We start from the raw sequence: 17084 nt of genomic DNA, 5'->3' as shown, positions 1-17084 counted from the left end.
CTTTTTCTCCTGCTGATATACACTGTCGGTCATAAGGAGAATCTGATGAAAAAATACCAGCGTCTGGCGCAACAAATTATCTCGCAGATTGAGCTTGGCGTATGGCTGCCGGGTGATAAGCTGCCTTCCCTGCGAGAGCAGGTGGCAAGCAGCGGCATGAGTTTTATGACCGTTGGCCACGCGTATCAGATGCTGGAAAGTCAGGGGCGCATTGTCGCCAGACCGCAGTCGGGCTATTACGTTGCCTCCCGCCCGACCGCACAACAGCCTGCGCCACCCGCTCAGGTGATGCGTGACGAAGCGGTGGATATCAATACCTACATCTTCGACGTCTTACAGGCCAGCCGCGACCCGTCCGTTGTTCCTTTTGCCTCCGCGTTTCCCGATCCCCGTCTTTTCCCGCTTCAGCAGCTCAACCGCTCGCTGGCGAACGTCAGTAAAACCGCGACGGCGATGAGCGTGATTGAGAACCTGCCGCCGGGTAACGTCGATCTTCGCCACGCCATTGCCCGTCGCTACGCGCAGCAGGGGATGAACATCTCCCCGGAAGAGATCGTGATCACCGCAGGCGCGCTCGAGGCGCTGAATCTTAGCCTGCAGGCGGTGACCGAGCCGGGTGACTGGGTGATTGTCGAAAACCCCTGTTTCTACGGCGCGCTGCAGGCGCTGGAACGCCTGAAGCTTAAAGCGTTGTCGATTGCGACAGACGTCCGCGAGGGGATCGATCTCAACGCCCTTGAACAGGCGCTGAATGAGTACCCGGTTAAAGCCTGCTGGATCATGACCAACAGCCAGAACCCGCTCGGCTTCACGCTGAGCGCGGAGAAAAAAGCGCAGCTTGTCGCGCTGTTAACACAGCACAACGTCCCGCTGATTGAAGATGACGTCTACAGCGAACTCTATTTTGGCCGCGATAAGCCGCTCCCGGCGAAAGCATGGGATCGTCAGGACATGACGCTGCACTGCTCGTCCTTTTCAAAATGTCTGGTGGCCGGTTTTCGCATCGGCTGGGTGGCGGCAGGTAAACACGCGCGTCGCATTCAGCAACTGCAGCTGATGAGCACGCTCTCAACCAGTTCTCCCATGCAGCTGGCGCTGGTGGATTACCTGGCGACCAAACGCTACGACGCTCACCTGCGCCGCCTGCGGCGTACGCTGGCCGAGCGAAAGCAGCAGGCCTGGCAGTCACTTTTGCGCCATATGCCTGCCGGCGTCAAAATCCACCATAACGACAGCGGCTACTTTTTATGGCTGGAGCTTCCGGCGCAGCTGGATGCGGGGCTGCTGAGTGAAAAGGCCTTAACGCACCACATCAGCATTGCCCCCGGAAAGATGTTTTCCACCTCTGACGCGTGGACGCCCTTCTTTCGTTTTAATACCTCCTGGGCCTGGGGAGAGCGGGAAGAGCAGGCGGTCATTCAGTTAGGAAAATTAATTAGCACGATGCTGGAATAATCCCTTCTCCGTTATTTAAATAATCAATTCTTATCCTGATGACGGCACTGCGAATATTTCGCGGTGACCTGTCATAGGAAATCTGCATACCGTCTCTCGCGCCTAACTCCTTGTCTATAATCCAGTTAACGGGGAATGCGCCCTCGGTCACACCTTGATGAAATTTCCTGAAGCCGTACGGTGCGGCGCATTTGCGCGGTCTACGTTTAATAAGGGAGATATTTTTACGGCACGGCTGCCGCTAAATTTCATTGCGACAGGAGTAACTCTTATGAGCAAAAATTTTGCCCGCAGCAGCCTGTGTGCGCTCGGCATGACTATCATGACAGCGCAAGCCGCAGAACCCCCCAAGGCCATTGGCGATGGGGAAGGTCGACTGGATATTATCGCCTGGCCGGGATACATCGAGCGGGGACAGACGGATAAAAACTACGACTGGGTCACCCAGTTTGAAAAAGAGACCGGGTGTGCGGTCAACGTCAAAACGGCGGCCACGTCGGATGAAATGGTCAGCCTGATGGCGAAAGGGGGATACGATCTGGTGACCGCTTCAGGTGATGCCTCCCTGCGGCTGATCATGGGCAAACGCGTCCAGCCGATTAACCCCGATCTTATCCCCAACTGGAAAACCCTCGACGAACGGATTGTGAAAGGGGAATGGTTTAACGTCGGAGGCAAGGTCTACGGTACGCCGTACCAGTGGGGGCCAAACCTGCTGATGTACAACACCAAAACCTTCCCGACGCCGCCGGACAGCTGGAGCGTGGTCTTTACTAAACAGGATCTGCCGGACGGTAAAACCAATCAGGGACGCGTACAGGCGTATGACGGCCCGATTTATATCGCCGATGCGGCGCTGTTCGTCAAAGCCACGCAGCCGCAGCTGGGTATTAAAGACCCGTACCAGCTCACCGAAGCACAGTATGCCGCCGTGCTTAAGGTGCTTCGCGACCAGCATGCCCTGATCCACCGCTACTGGCACGACACCACCGTTCAGATGAGCGACTTCAAAAACGAAGGCGTCGTGGCCTCCAGCGCCTGGCCGTATCAGGCGAATGCTCTGAAGGCCGAGAACCAGCCCATTGCTACCGTCTTCCCGAAAGAGGGGGTAACCGGCTGGGCGGACACCACCATGCTCCACGCGCAGGCTAAACACCCGATGTGTGCCTACAAATGGATGAACTGGTCGCTGACGCCGAAAGTGCAGGGCGATCTGGCAGCGTGGTTTGGTTCCCTGCCCGTGGTTCCGGAAGGGTGTAAAGCCAGCACGCTGCTGGGCGATAAAGGCTGCGAAACAAACGGTTATAACGAGTTCGACAAAATCATGTTCTGGAAAACCCCCATCGCAGAAGGCGGCAAATTTGTCCCTTACAGCCGCTGGACGCAGGATTACATCGCCATCATGGGCGGTCGTTAATTGCCCGGGAGCAGAACATGACGTACGCGGTAGAGTTTAACAATGTTTCCCGCCTGTACGGCGACGTCCGGGCGGTGGATGGGGTCACCATTGCGGTTCGTGACGGAGAGTTTTTCTCCATGCTGGGGCCTTCGGGCTCCGGCAAAACCACCTGCCTGCGTCTGATCGCCGGTTTCGAACAGCTGTCAGGCGGCACGATCTCTATCTTCGGCAAAGAGGCGAGCGAGCTGCCCCCCTGGGAGCGGGATGTGAACACCGTGTTTCAGGACTACGCGCTGTTCCCGCATATGTCGATCCTCGACAATGTCGCCTACGGGCTAATGGTCAAAGGCATCGACAAGAAAAAACGCCATGCCCAGGCCCGTGATGCCCTGGAAAAAGTGGGCCTGAGCTTTGCCGTTGCCCGCAAACCTTCGCAACTTTCCGGCGGCCAGCGTCAGCGTGTCGCCATTGCCCGCGCGCTGGTGAATGAACCGCGCGTCCTGCTGCTGGACGAGCCTTTAGGGGCGCTCGATCTCAAGCTGCGGGAACAGATGCAGTTCGAGCTGAAGAAGCTTCAGCAGGAACTCGGTATCACCTTTATTTTTGTCACCCACGATCAGGGCGAGGCCCTTTCCATGTCAGATCGGGTGGCGGTGTTCAATAACGGGCGCATCGAGCAGGTAGATACCCCGCGCGATCTCTACATGCGTCCGCGCACGCCGTTTGTTGCCGGTTTTGTCGGCACCTCTAACGTCTTCGATGCGGGCCTTGCGCAGAAAATCTGCGGCATGGAAGGCAGCTATTCCCTGCGCCCGGAACATATTCGCCTTAATGAGGGCGGAGACGTTCAGGTTCAGGGCGTCGTGCAGGCCGTTCAGTATCAGGGGGCGGCCACGCGTCTGGAGCTAAAGCTCACCGATGGTGCCAAGCTGCTGGTGAGCCAGGCTAATCTCAGTGAAACCTCGTCGCTGAGCGGCATTGCGCCGGGGCAGGCGGTCATGGCGTCATGGTCACGCGAGGCGATGATTCGCCTGCACGAGGAGAGGTGAAATGGATATGAGTGTCGCGCATCCTCCCGCCTCGCGCGGCCGCTTAAGCCGCATGACCGCACTGTTCTGGCGCAAGCCGTCGCTCGGCCTGTTCCTGCTTCTGCTCGCGCCGCTGATGTGGTTTGGCATCGTCTATTTAGGATCGCTGCTGACGCTGCTGTGGCAGGGGTTTTACACCTTTGACGATTTCACCATGGCCGTCACGCCGGACCTGACCCTGGCGAACATTCTGGCGCTCTTCAACCCGGCAAACTACGACATCATCCTGCGCACGTTAACGATGGCGATTGCGGTGACCATTGCCAGCGCCATCTTGGCATTCCCGATGGCGTGGTACATGGCGCGATACACCCGCGGCAAGTGGAAAGCGTTTTTCTATATCGCCGTGATGCTGCCAATGTGGGCGAGCTACATCGTCAAAGCCTACGCCTGGACGCTGCTGCTGGCGAAGGACGGGGTGGCGCAGTGGTTTCTTAGTCATATGGGGCTGGAGCCGATCCTGACCTCACTCCTTACGCTCCCGTCAATTGGCGGTAACACCTTGTCCACCTCCGGGCTGGGACGGTTTCTGGTGTTCGTCTATATCTGGCTGCCGTTTATGATCCTGCCGGTCCAGGCGGCGCTGGAACGCCTGCCGGCCTCGCTGCTGCAGGCCTCAGCCGACCTTGGCGCGCGTCCTCGCCAGACTTTTCGCTATGTCGTTCTGCCGCTGGCCATTCCGGGCATTGCGGCGGGCTCAATCTTCACCTTTTCTCTGACGCTGGGAGATTTCATCGTTCCGCAGCTGGTGGGGCCGCCGGGCTACTTCATCGGTAACATGGTCTACTCGCAGCAGGGTGCCATTGGCAACATGCCCATGGCCGCCGCGTTCACGCTGGTGCCCATCGTGCTGATTTCTCTTTATCTGGCGTTCGTGAAACGTCTGGGAGCATTCGATGCACTCTGAACGCGCACCGCTGTTCCTGAAAGTGGCAGCGTGGGGAGGCGTCATCTTCCTGCACTTCCCGCTGCTGATTATCGCGACCTACGCCTTCAACACCGAAGACGCTGCCTTCAGCTTTCCGCCGCAGGGGCTGACGCTGAAGTGGTTTAGCGTGGCGGCGGGGCGCGGCGATATTATTGAATCCGTGACGTTGTCACTTCAAATTGCGGCGCTATCTACCGCAATTGCCCTTGTGCTTGGCACGCTTGCTGCAGCGGCGCTGTGGCGAAGCGAGTTTTTTGGCAAGAATGCGATTTCGCTGTTGCTGCTGTTGCCGATTGCATTACCGGGGATCATCACCGGCCTGGCGCTGCTGACGGCCTTCAAAACGATCAACCTTGAGCCGGGTTTTTTCACCATCGTGGTCGGACACGCCACCTTCTGCGTGGTAGTGGTGTTTAACAACGTGATTGCCCGGTTCAGACGCACCTCCTGGAGCCTGGTGGAAGCGTCGATGGATCTCGGGGCCGACGGATGGCAAACCTTCCGCTATGTGGTGCTGCCCAATCTGGGTTCCGCGCTGCTGGCCGGGGGAATGCTGGCGTTTGCCCTGTCGTTTGACGAGATCATCGTCACGACATTTACCGCGGGACACGAGCGCACGTTACCGCTGTGGTTGCTCAATCAGCTCGGGCGTCCACGCGACGTGCCGGTCACCAACGTCGTTGCTCTGCTGGTGATGCTGGTGACAACTCTCCCCATTCTGGGAGCCTGGTGGCTCACCCGCGACGGCGAGAACATCGCTGGTGGCGGGAAATAACTTCGATTTAAACAGGACAACGCTATGCAAAACCAACTGCTGATTAATGGTGAACTGATTACTGGCGAAGGGGAAAAGCAGCCGGTTTACAATCCCGCCACCGGAGAGGTGCTGCTGGACATCGCTGAAGCCTCTGCCGCGCAGGTCGATGCTGCCGTTCGGGCTGCCGATCGTGCCTTTATCGAGTGGGGGCAAACCACCCCGAAAGCCCGTGCAGAGTGCTTACTGAAACTGGCCGACGCCATCGAAGAACATGCCGACACTTTCGCGAAGCTGGAATCCCTTAACTGCGGCAAGCCGCTGCACTGCGCTCTGGGTGATGAAATTCCGGCGGTGGTGGACGTTTTCCGCTTCTTTGCCGGGGCGGCCCGCTGCCTGAACGGCCTGGCTGCGGGGGAATACCTCGAAGGACACACCTCTATGATTCGCCGTGACCCGGTGGGCGTGGTTGCCTCTATTGCACCATGGAACTATCCGCTGATGATGGCGGCGTGGAAGCTCGCGCCCGCGCTGGCGGCAGGAAACTGCGTGGTGATTAAGCCCTCAGAGATCACCCCGCTGACCGCTCTGAAGCTGGGAGAACTGGCAAAAGATATCTTCCCGGCAGGCGTTCTGAACGTGCTGTTTGGGCGGGGGAAAACGGTCGGCGATCCGCTGACCGGGCATGAAAAAGTCCGCATGGTTTCGCTGACCGGTTCGATTGCGACCGGGGAACATATCATCGGCCATACGGCGTCCTCCATTAAACGCACCCACATGGAGCTGGGCGGTAAAGCGCCGGTTATTGTCTTTGATGATGCCGACCTGGATGCGGTTGTCGAAGGGGTGCGGACGTTTGGTTTCTACAATGCAGGACAGGACTGTACGGCGGCCTGTCGTATTTATGCCCAGAAAGGCATTTATGCCGCGCTGGTGGAAAAGCTGGGCGCAGCGGTCGCCAGCCTTAAAATGGGGGCACCGGAGGATGCCTCTACCGAACTGGGACCGCTCAGCTCGGCCGCCCATCTTTCTCGCGTCTGTCAGGCCGTCGATGACGCGAAAGCGCTCGGCCATATCCGCGTTGTCACCGGTGGCAGCAAAAAAGAGGGGGCAGGCTACTACTTCCAGCCAACCCTGCTGGCGGGGGCAAAACAGGACGATGCCATCGTTCAGCGCGAGGTGTTTGGCCCGGTGGTGAGCGTCACCGAGTTTGACGATGAGGCGCAGGTGCTGGCCTGGGCGAACGATTCGCAATACGGCCTGGCGTCATCGGTCTGGACCAAAGACGTGGGGCGCGCCCATCGCCTGAGCGCGCGCCTGCAGTACGGCTGCACCTGGGTGAATACCCATTTTATGCTGGTGAGCGAAATGCCGCACGGCGGCATGAAATTATCGGGCTACGGGAAGGATATGTCGGTCTACGGGCTTGAGGATTATACGGTCGTGCGGCATGTGATGATCAAACACTAATCCGCTCAGCCTGGTCGCATTTGCGGCCAGGCGCTCTCCTTGCCCGCCACCCGTGTTACGTAAGATACTCAATTGTTATTAGCCATAGTTTTTAAGTGGTTATTCTGTAACGAAAAAACTTGATCTGTGTCAACATATGACGCATATTGCGTGCGGTTATTTTTTCGGCTCTGGTATACAGAATGACGTTGTATCAAAAGATGTTGGTTTTTTACGCAATCATGGCTTCCATCTGCGCATTAATCACCTGGTTCCTCTCTAAAGACCGCAAACGTATCCGCCTGCTCAGCGCTTTCCTGGTGGGGTCAACCTGGCCAATGAGCTTTCCCGTTGCGCTGCTGGTCTCGCTTTTCTGAAGCACGCTTCCAGTTTTAAAAATGAACATAGCATTCCTGATGTGGTGACTGTATAAATACACAGTGCATCATAAAAGGAGTGCTTATGAACAGTTTTTACTCGCAGCAGGCCGGTTGCACCGTGCGCTGGCACGACTTGCCCGGTACCGGCGATCCCGTGGTGTTCATTCACGGGCTGGGCTGCGCCTCTTCCTATGAATATCCCCGCGTCGTTCGTGACCCGCTGTTTGGCTCGCGCAGAGCGATTCTCATCGACTTGCCCGGCAGCGGCTATAGCGATAAGCCTCTGCACTACAGCTATAAAACCACTGACCAGGCCCGCGTTGTCGCGGAACTGATTGACCATCTTGAGCTGGATGCCTTCTGGTTATACGGCCACAGCATGGGCGGCAGTATTGCTATCGAAACGGCAGGGCTGGTGGCAACGCGCGTGAAGGGACTGATGGTGTCAGAGCCCAATTTTCACGCGGGTGGGGGCATGTTCAGCCGGTCTATAGCGGCGCAATCCGAGCAACAGTTTCTGGAGCAAGGTTATGACGCCATGCTCAGCGCAGAAAAAACAGCGTGGGCAGGGTGCCTGCAGAGCAATGCCGCTTATGCCGTCTGGCGCGGTGCATCCAGTCTGGTGGCGGGCGTTGAACCGGAATGGGAAGCGCAGTTCCTGTCACTCCCTTGCCCGGTGACGCTGATTTTCGGCGAGCTCTCTCTGCCGGATGACGATGTAGATAATCTGCTGCAAAAGGGTGTTGAGGTAAAAATCATCCCTGCGGCGGGGCATTCAATGTCGTGGGAAAACCCGTCTGCGCTGGCACAGACGTTAGCTGAGTGTATGGCGGTGTGATCGTTGTGCAATGTGTTATCGTTGCGAAATGTAGGCCGGGTAAGCGCAGCGCCACCCGGCAAGAAGGGCGGCTACTTTATTAATGCCCGCAGTGCCTGACGTGCGTCAGGCTGAACATCATGCGGATGCTGGTAATCAATGTTCTCTATCGCGCGGCTATAGAGGGCGACCAGCCAGTCGTAAACGTACGCGGTGGCCGCATGCACAGGCTGTTCCCCCAGACGCGTCAGGCGGGGCTCGGCGCTGCTGACCACCGGCGTAACGAAGATGGCCTGGCCTTTGCGGATGCGGCTTGCCGGACGTACCGCCACGGGCGTCTGGTCGTAACCCAGCCAGCCAATGAAATTGCCCATCACGGCATGCAGTTGCGCAGCGCTACTTTTATCCGCTTCGACGATACGCTGAAGCTGTTGAGGCAGATCAAGCCGGTAGCTGGTGGTCACCAGCACATCCGCGATTTGCTGTAACACCGCAGGTTCCAGCCCCAGACGGGCGGCCGCGGCCTCATTGCGGCTCCACTGACGCAGATGATTTATCCAGACTCTGTGCGCCAGTCGCGCTTTGTCTTTTGTCTGGAACAGGCCGTTGCTTTCCTGTGCATTCTCGGCAAACAGGTCAATGGTGTCCGTAAACAACCCGTTCACCTGCTCCTCGCGAGGCTGCTGAACGGCGAGCAGCGTTTCAAAGGCTTTCAGCGGCGGCAGCAGGCCTTCAAGCAGTTCGCCGTGGCGGGCGGCGCTGCTTTGCAGCGTGCGCACCATGTTTTCGGCCTGAGCACGTCTTGTCCCTGGCTCCTCAACCAGCGGCGTCAGATAGCTTTGCATCAGCGATGAGAGCTCCTGTCGCAGCAGGCCTTTCAGCGTGCTGAGACGCTTCTGTCGCTGCGCGGGCAGCGTGGCCTGAGACAGCCACTCGATGACGCGCTGCATGCTGTGGCTGTCCAGGGCCTGCAGCGTGCCCCAGCGTAAGCCCGGCTTACCGAGCAAATGCTGTACGGCTTCGTCGAGGTTCTGCCGGGTGGTAAAGCGGGCGTCATGCGGGGTGATCGCCCACACCAGACCTGGAAGGGCAGACTCTTCAGCAGGCTGCGTCTCCTTCACCCAGTTCATCAACACTTTTGCTTTTTTGGCCGTCTGTTCGTGCTGCGCCGTCGCGTTACAAATCACCAGCACATCAGGTTGAAGCTGTTGACGGTAATGCTCGAGCAGCCACTGGGATTTCGCCTGGCGTAGCGGGTCGGCACGGTTATCTTCAAAAACCGGAATATCAATAATATCGACGTTGTCCAGCGCGCCGTTCTCAACCGGCAACACCAGCTCGCGGGTCAGGAAGGCCAGCACATCGACGGGGATACTGATGGCGTTAAGCATTTCACCGCAATTCAGCGGATGAAGCAGCGTCTCCTGCGCGTCCTGAAGGTCTAACGTGCCGTCGTGCGTCAGGAATCCTTCACCCGGCAGCCCAAAGCTGTCCACCAGCAGGCTAAGCGGGGCAGCAAGATCGCTGACATGGCTGGTCTGGTGCAGCACGTGGGCCAGTTTTAACCACTGCTGGGTCAACTCCTGCTGCTCGCCCCACAGCAGGGACCAGACGCTGGCCCGCGTGCTGAGATCGAGCGATGGCACCAGCTGGGCAAACTCATACCAGAGGGCATCATCAATTTGCTGTTTCGCTGCGGGTACGGTGCTTTGCCAGAAGCGGGCAATCGCTCCCACCTCCTGAGCAGTGATACCGGGCACGCCCTGCGGCTGGCGCAGCCCGCGCCATTTCTCCAGACGTGTCTCAATGACCGCCTTATCCACCGCGCGCATCTGCGGGTGCAGGGTCGTGCGGGCAATAAACAGCTGTACCAGCTCTGCCTCGGTGACCAGACGCAGACGCAGCGGAAACGCCTCATCAGCCACCTCCGGGGTTTCCCTGGTGAAGCGGACGGCCATGTTGGTCAGGGCATGTCCCGGATTGATATGCGAAAAATAGTCAAAGGTGCGCTGGCCTGGCGTTACGTTAAGGCGTCCATTGCCGCTGCCGCACAGAGACAGCAGCAGGTGCGCTTTCGCGCTCTGCGAATGACCGTAAAGCCCAATGCTGCTCTGGCGAGTCATGGCGCGTTCAATGGCCTGCTCCCGCGCCTGCACCGCGTTGATGCGAGCAAGCAGGGCGTCAGCATCGTTATCCAGCACTGGGGCGTTCAGGCGCGTCTCATTAATCCACCCGATTAAGGCCTGAGTGGTGGTCGTGGTCGCTGTCATTTCAGGTATACGCTCCCGCTGTCGATCCAGTAGTGGCTGCCGCTGTGTCGGCGGTCGGCCAAAGTATTCAGTTTGAAGGTTAACGCGTCAGGCGCAACCGGCGTGCCGTCCTGCAGCCAGGCATCGCTCAGCTCGAAGGCCTCCGGGCCTTCCTGTTTGCTGCCGCCGCAGAGTTTCAGCCGCACGTTCAGCACGCCGTCACCGGCAATGGCTTTGGCCAGTTCAGCCGAGTTAATGCTGAGCGTGTAGAGCGGCGTGGCAGGCCAGCGCGCGTTTGCCAGCTGGCGGAAGCCGAGAGTGACGTTACCGCGCAGCGGGAAGTGCAGACGCGCGTCAAGCTTCGCGCCGGGCTTATCGAGATCGATATCCTGATACCAGACGTTTTCCTCGCGCAGGGTATTGACGGTGTTATCCAGCACGCCGAGATAGCGCACGGTGGAATACGCGCCAATGTCCGCGGCTTTAAAGTTGAAGCGCGGCAGACGCAGATCGAGCGCCAGGCTGCAGAGCATGGCGCCCACCGCGGCTGTCGATTTAGGGTTGCCAATGCGCCCCTGCTGGCTGAACGGATACCACTCGTGCACCTGGTATTTATCCAGCCAGACGATGCGATTGACCGGCACCGGCTGCAGATGACGAATGAGCGCCTGAACCCCAGGCAGGCAGCCGGGGCGTCCGGTGATCAGCAGAATATCGCAGCTGTAATGGGAAATCGCCTCACACACCGCGTGGAGCGGGGAGGCCAGCGTAAACTGCCCGGCCAGCATCGCATCCTGCATTTCGCGGAAGTTCACATGCAGCGGCACCGCGAACAGATCGAAAGCGTCTGAACCCGCAGGCAGGGCATGATCGATCGCCTGCTGCAGATAGTTCATCACGTTGCGGGTCGGCTTCTGCGGCAGCAGATCGCCAAAGGTGGCATGCAGACCGGCCAGCGGATCGTCAACGTCGCTGGATTCCCATCCGGCAAGAATGGCATGGCCAATTGGCATAAAGAGCTGCAGCGCCGTTTGCTGGCGCAGCACGGCCTGGGTATCAATGCGCCCGGAGTCACCGAACAGCGAGGCCATCAGCAGCGAGGCATCCGCGATACCGGATTTCTGCAGCTGCGTTTGCAGAGCGGGCAACACGTAGCGCTGAATCACGTCCAGAAGCGTATCGTCACCCGCGACCTTAAAGCCTTCACGGAACAGCAGCTGCGGGGTGATTTTGACGTTATTGCCGGAACCGTCGTCCAGCTGGTAATGGGTGATCGCCATATCCGTTGTCCCGCCGCCAATGTCGATGGACGCGACGCGCAGCGCGCGTCCCGGCTGGCTACCCGGCTCAGGCTCACGGTCCGGGCGGGCCAGGGAGGCGAAGAAGGCTTCGGTCTGACCGCCAAAGCGGGAGATGGCTTCGTTATACAGCCAGACCAGCTGACCGCAGCTGGCTTCATCCCACTCCATCTGGATTTCAGGTACCGGCACCACGCTTTTTTCCTGCTGTTTGCGGGTGACAAAATCCTCATCCTGCGGGTGCCAGCCCATCGCTTTCCAGACAATGGCGATGGCTTCAAACATGCGGCGACGGAAAATCTCGCGCTCCTGCTTTGGCATGGCCGAGGGCAGAGTCAGGATCAGGGTGCGCAGCTGGCGCGGCGACGCCGGGAAGCCCAGACGCAGGCGCGTGGCGACGCTGTTGATCTGTCCCAGCGCCTGCGCCAGCAGCTCGCACAGCATGTGCGTCATCAGGGTGCTGCGGCTGTACTGCGGCGAGAAGACCGGCAGGCGCTCGTCCTGCGGCAGCGTGAAGAGCGGCTCGCCGTCATCGTTCATCAGGTTCATCAGCGGGAATGCGGTGGCAAGCGGTTCACGCTGGGTTTTGCTGTTCATCTGGCTAAAGCGCCAGTCCTGCACGACCGGCGTTTCATCCCACAGGTAGCGACGCGGGCTGGAGATACCGCTGTTGCCTTCGGTTCCCAGACGCTGCATCGCCAGCTTGCGGGCTTCATCACCGACGCGCACAATCGACGGCCAGACAAAGGCGTCTTCGCGACCGCTTTCAACCGAGAAGTGCTGCTTGCCAAAACGCGCTTCCGAAAACTCGAGACGGCTGGTGAACAGCGGCTCGTTCAGGAACTGCGGCTCGCTGAGCGAGCGAACCTGCAGCTCGGCGGTCTGGCGCAGCCCATCGTTCGCATCGCCGTGGTCTTCAATAATGACGCCGCAGGTGTGGGTATTACCCACGTCGAGGATCAGGTCAACCGGAATGGCTGGCGTGCTGAGCGTATGGGTAACAAATTTCACTTCCGGCAAGGTGAGCTGTTCACCGAGCATGGTCAGCACGTTGAGCCAGTGGGCCTGATACTCAAATCCGCGCATCGCCTGCTGGAGATCGCGTTCTGAGCGGTTTTCAACGCCGTCGGCATACTGGGTAAAGGCCTCGCGCAGCCAGCCGTCAATCCAGGTCTGATCGAGGAAACTTTCTACCTCGTTATCGCGCCAGGCCAGCGCGAAACGGGTCCCGTTGAGAATATCGTTTTCAACCGGGGACAGGGCGGACGTGGCGTGTTCAGCAATCTGGCTGTCAAGGGCGAGAGTGACGCGGTGCGTATTGCCTGCCGTATCGGGCGTATCAAGCCTGCGCACCTGAACGCGTGCCCAGTTATCCGGCCCCTCGACAAAGGTTCGCGGTGGGTTAAAGCGCAGGAACGGAACCGGAAGCCAGACGCCGTCCAGCACCGTCAGAGACTGATGCAGCGGGATGGTGGTTTCCGGTTTGACCACTTCAGGCTGCCCGCCGTTCGTTCCCGGCAGGGTATAGCGACCGTTGACCAGGTCGAAATCGAGGCGCAACAGCGGGCCGTTCGCGGTTTTACGTACGAAGCGCCCGTTGCTGGCGGTGTCCTGCGGCGTCAGACCGAAATCAAGGAACTGTACGCCGCTGTTGGCAATAAGCGTGACGCTTTGTTTATAGTCGCAAAGATTAACCAGCATAGGATCAGGCACCTGCTTTCTTGAACGTCAGTGGGACGACGGTGTTGGCATCATAACGGGCGCGACATTCCGCGATATCGCTGGTGCCGGCTTTACAGGCAACCTCCGGCATCGGGTAGCGGGAACCGTCGGTGCAGCGGGCGGTTCCGCGACTTTTAATCATCAGCTCGCCATTGCTGTGCAGCCCGGAAAAGACCTCCGCACGGCAGACCACGTTATCGCCATGGACAACCCGGGCGAAACCTTTGTTGTTCTGGATCTGATAGCGCATTGATGGCGGCTTGCCGGTAACCGGATCTTTCACGTCGAGAACCGCACGCCAGGTGCCGTTCAGGAAACGCGTCGATCCCGCTTTCACCTGATTCGCTTCCATCACCATGGCATCTTTCGGGATGGCGACAATCACCACCGGAGCGGCTGTTTGTGCAGGCGCCGGAACTGCTTCTTTTTCTTTGCTGGCCACGACCTCTGCCTGATGCAGCGGTAATTTCATCGCCAGCGGCTCAACCGCTTTGATCGGTTTTGGCGCAATCTCGACGGGCTCTGGTGCAGGCGCCGGAGCGGGCTCAGCGGAAGGCGACTGTTTTGGCCACAGCAGTGGGGCGGCAATGGCGGCCACGATCACGGCGGCAACCGGCAGCGTCCACAGGGGGACGCGGCGCTTTTTCGCGACAATCGCCGGGGGCGTTTCCTGAACGGCTTGCGCCACGACCGGGGCCGGTTCTGGCTCATACAGATCTTCCTGTGTAATGCGCACCACCGTGGAAGGGGCGATCAGCGGCTCGTCAGCCTGTTCAAAGGTCACCAGCGGTTCTGGCTCAGGTTCCGGTTCAGGATCTTCAATGACAACGGGAGCAGGCTCAGGGACCAGCGATTCACGCAGGCAGTCGAGGACGTCGTCGCGCGCACTCTCGTTCAGGTTTACAAACCCCCAGAAGCTGATGACCGGCTTCCCGTCTACCAGGAAGAGGAAGTTTTCACCCGGGAACTGAAACGCCTTCGACAGCAGAGAACCAAAAAGCTGCTGCGCGGTTTTGGGCGACTGCAGGCATTTCTTGCTTAACGACTCGACGCTGGCGAGCGTGTTTTCCAGATAGCGCAGGGCGCGATAACGGTCATCTTCATCGGCCGCTTTCCAGCTGGTTACGCTCCCTTCAACCGGGGAATACCAGTCCACGCGGTCACCGCTGTCGTTGACCTGAGGAATTGCCAGACAGTCGACGATGGCCTGTTGTTTGCGCAACCGGAGCGCTTCCCGGATTTGTAGCGCTGATTCGAAAACGGCTTGTCCGCCGCCGCCAACGGCCTGAAAGTCATCCAGATTACCGCTGCGTAAAAGAGTTTTTGCCACGATTTGATCCCATATACTTCTTCACACCATTACTTTAACGAAACGAGGAAGCAACCAAACGGGGGAAGAGACGCTAAAAGGGCCGATTTCTTGCGGCATAGAAAGTGACGGTTGTGCTTGACGAATAATGGCCCTTAAGGCAAATCACCTTTTTGGACGCTGGCGGTTAAAACAGCGAAAAAGGCGGCTTTAGAATAACCTGATAGTGTTTCGTTATTTGCCAGGTCATACCGCCTGTGCTGTTATTACTGTCTTATATAATAAAACTGTCAGGGTTATAACCATGTCTACAGGGAAAACACTGCTCGCCCTTGCGCTGAGCGCGCTGTTACCAGCCGGTGCCGCATGGGCGGCAAACAACGACACGCTTATTTACTGTTCAGAAGCGTCCCCCGAGTCCTTCAACCCGCAAATTGCCAGCTCAGGCCCGTCTTTTGTGGCCAGCTCTCAGGTACTGTACAACCGCCTGATCAATTTCGACCCGGTGAAAAACACCCCGGTGCCGTCGCTGGCGGAATCCTGGACGATTTCACCGGACGGCAAGACCTATACCTTTACCCTACGTAAAGGAGTGAAGTTCAACAGCAACAAATACTTCAAACCGACGCGCGACTTTAATGCTGATGACGTCATTTTCTCGGTCATGCGTCAGAAAGACCCTAAACACCCGTACCACAACGTGTCGCAGGGCAACTACGAATACTTTAACGATGTGGGTCTCGATAAGCTGATCCAGGACGTTAAAAAGGTCGATGATTACCACGTTCAGTTCACCCTGAGCGAGCCCAACGCCGCGTTCCTGGCCGACTGGGGGATGGATTTCGCCTCGATTCTCTCCGCTGAATACGCCGACGCGATGCTGAAAAAAGGCACGCCTGAGAACGTGGACACCTGGCCGATTGGTACCGGGCCTTACGTGCTGCAGCAGTACAAAGTGGATTCGCTGATCCGCTACGTTGCGAACCCGAACTATTGGGAAGGTGAAGTGCCGACGAAGCATCTCATCTTCTCCATTACGCCAAACGTGGAAACCCGCCTGGCGAAGCTGCAGACCAACGAGTGCCAGATTATTCCTGCGCCGTCCCCGGTTCAGTTTGACGCCATCAAGAACAACAAAGACCTGACGCTGCACTCGGTCGATGCGCTGAACGTCGGTTATCTGGCGTTTAACACCGAGAAAAAACCGTTTGATAACGTGCTGGTGCGTCAGGCGCTTAACTACGCGACCGACAAGAAGGCCATCGTTAATGCGGTCTTTATGGGATCGGGCACGGTGGCAAAATCGCCGATCCCGCCAAATATGCTGGGCTTCAATAAAGACCTGAAGGACTACAGCTACGATCCTGAAAAAGCGAAAGCCCTGCTGAAGCAGGCGGGCCTGGAGAAGGGCGCGGAAGTCACGCTGTGGTCAATGCCGGTTCAGCGTCCGTATAACCCGAACTCGCGTCGTATTGCGGAGATGATCCAGAGCGACTGGGCCAAAGTTGGCGTGAAGGCCAAAATTGTCTCCTACGAGTGGGGCGAATATCTCTCCGGAATGCGTAAAGGCGAACATGACTCCGCGCTGTTTGGCTGGATGTCCGACAACGGCGACCCGGACAACTTTGCCGACGTGCTGCTCGGCTGCAACAGCATTAAAACCGGCTCAAACGCCGCGCGCTGGTGCGATAAGGGGTATGATGCCCTGGTGCAAAAAGCGAAGCTGACCAGCAGCCCGGCCGAGCGCGCGAAGCTCTATAGCCAGGCGCAGGAGATCTTCTACCAGCAGGCACCGTGGATTGCGCTGGCAAACGGGAAAACGTTCTACGCGACCCGCAGCAACGTGACCGGGTACAGCGTAAGCCTGATGGGCAGCGATTTCTCGAAAGCGAAGCTGAACTGATCGTGTGCCCGGTGGCGCTGCGCTTACCGGGCCTACGGTTCCCCCTGTAGGCCGGGTAAGGCGTAGCCGCCACCCGGCACATAACAAGGAGTGACAATGTCACATTTAAACGAAGTTATCGCCCGCGTCGATGCCGCCATCGAAGAGAGCGTCATTACCCACATGAACGAACTGCTGATTGAATTAAGCGATGATGCAGAGCTGAGCCGTGAAGATCGCTACACCCAGCAGCAGCGTCTGCGCACCGCGATTTCGCATCACGGTAAGCAGCATAAAGAAGAGATGGACGCGCGTGAGGAACAGCTGACGAAAGGCGGCACCATACTGTAACGA

Annotated in this window: 13 protein-coding genes; 10 read left to right on the top strand and 3 right to left on the bottom strand. The window is 58.4% G+C overall.

All coding sequences use genetic code 11. The features are described 5' to 3' along the window. Window positions 1-45: 45 nt before the first annotated feature. The 8 genes from ACMGG5_RS18570 (at window position 46) to ACMGG5_RS18535 (ending at window position 8291) form a co-directional block, all read left to right on the top strand. Window positions 46-1455, top strand: coding sequence for a PLP-dependent aminotransferase family protein (locus ACMGG5_RS18570; RefSeq protein WP_157189264.1), 1410 nt, complete (start codon window positions 46-48; stop codon window positions 1453-1455). 271 nt (window positions 1456-1726) lie between these two features. Then, window positions 1727-2872: a putative ABC transporter substrate-binding protein YdcS gene (gene ydcS, locus ACMGG5_RS18565; protein WP_024907240.1), complete on the top strand. Its 1146-nt coding sequence runs from the start codon at window positions 1727-1729 to the stop codon at window positions 2870-2872. 17 nt (window positions 2873-2889) lie between these two features. Beyond that, a complete protein-coding gene (locus ACMGG5_RS18560; protein WP_420278332.1) occupies window positions 2890-3903 on the top strand; it encodes an ABC transporter ATP-binding protein in 1014 nt (337 codons plus the stop codon). A 7-nt stretch (window positions 3904-3910) separates the two neighbouring features. Continuing rightward, on the top strand, window positions 3911-4849 hold the full coding sequence (locus ACMGG5_RS18555; RefSeq protein ID WP_407820461.1) for an ABC transporter permease: 939 nt from the start codon (window positions 3911-3913) through the stop codon (window positions 4847-4849). Beyond that, window positions 4839-5645, top strand: a complete 807-nt coding sequence (locus ACMGG5_RS18550) for an ABC transporter permease (RefSeq protein ID WP_024907243.1) — start codon at window positions 4839-4841, stop codon at window positions 5643-5645. The genes ACMGG5_RS18555 and ACMGG5_RS18550 overlap by 11 nt, the downstream gene beginning before the upstream one ends. 24 nt (window positions 5646-5669) lie before the next feature. Then, entirely contained in the window at window positions 5670-7094 is a 1425-nt protein-coding gene (gene patD / locus ACMGG5_RS18545; RefSeq protein WP_032647482.1) for an aminobutyraldehyde dehydrogenase, read from the top strand. Between the two features lie 182 nt (window positions 7095-7276). Further along, entirely contained in the window at window positions 7277-7450 is a 174-nt protein-coding gene (locus tag ACMGG5_RS18540; RefSeq protein ID WP_013096478.1) for a GhoT/OrtT family toxin, read from the top strand. A gap of 85 nt (window positions 7451-7535) precedes the next feature. Then, the gene (locus tag ACMGG5_RS18535) at window positions 7536-8291 is read left to right on the top strand and encodes an alpha/beta fold hydrolase (protein WP_420278331.1); all 756 of its coding nucleotides are present in this window, start codon (window positions 7536-7538) and stop codon (window positions 8289-8291) included. Window positions 8292-8362: 71 nt separating this feature from the next. On the opposite strand, the gene ACMGG5_RS18530 is transcribed toward ACMGG5_RS18535, so the two are convergent. Genes ACMGG5_RS18530 through ACMGG5_RS18520 form a run of 3 tightly spaced genes read right to left on the bottom strand, consistent with a single transcriptional unit; the run spans window position 8363 to window position 14869 of the window. After that, window positions 8363-10540 (bottom strand): virulence factor SrfC family protein, encoded by a 2178-nt coding sequence (locus ACMGG5_RS18530; RefSeq protein ID WP_420278330.1) that lies wholly within the window; start codon window positions 10538-10540, stop codon window positions 8363-8365. Beyond that, complete coding sequence (locus tag ACMGG5_RS18525) at window positions 10537-13518, bottom strand: virulence factor SrfB (protein ID WP_420278329.1); 2982 nt, start codon at window positions 13516-13518, stop codon at window positions 10537-10539. Before ACMGG5_RS18525 ends, ACMGG5_RS18530 begins: the two co-directional genes overlap by 4 nt. A 4-nt stretch (window positions 13519-13522) precedes the next feature. Then, complete coding sequence (locus ACMGG5_RS18520; RefSeq protein WP_420278328.1) at window positions 13523-14869, bottom strand: SrfA family protein; 1347 nt, start codon at window positions 14867-14869, stop codon at window positions 13523-13525. A gap of 283 nt (window positions 14870-15152) precedes the next feature. Here ACMGG5_RS18520 and ACMGG5_RS18515 point away from each other — a divergent pair, with 283 nt between their 5' ends. Continuing rightward, window positions 15153-16751 carry an ABC transporter substrate-binding protein gene (locus tag ACMGG5_RS18515; RefSeq protein ID WP_024907249.1) on the top strand — a complete coding sequence of 533 codons (1599 nt, stop codon included), beginning with the start codon at window positions 15153-15155 and terminating at the stop codon, window positions 16749-16751. A 96-nt stretch (window positions 16752-16847) separates the two neighbouring features. Continuing rightward, window positions 16848-17081: a YdcY family protein gene (locus ACMGG5_RS18510; protein WP_008501298.1), complete on the top strand. Its 234-nt coding sequence runs from the start codon at window positions 16848-16850 to the stop codon at window positions 17079-17081. Window positions 17082-17084 lie beyond the last annotated feature (3 nt).

The sequence above is a fragment of the Enterobacter sp. BNK-34 genome (genome assembly GCF_048684445.1).
GTDB lineage: Bacteria > Pseudomonadota > Gammaproteobacteria > Enterobacterales > Enterobacteriaceae > Enterobacter > Enterobacter pseudoroggenkampii.
Note: the sequence above shows the minus strand (reverse complement) of the source record. Positions and strands in the feature narration are given on the sequence as shown.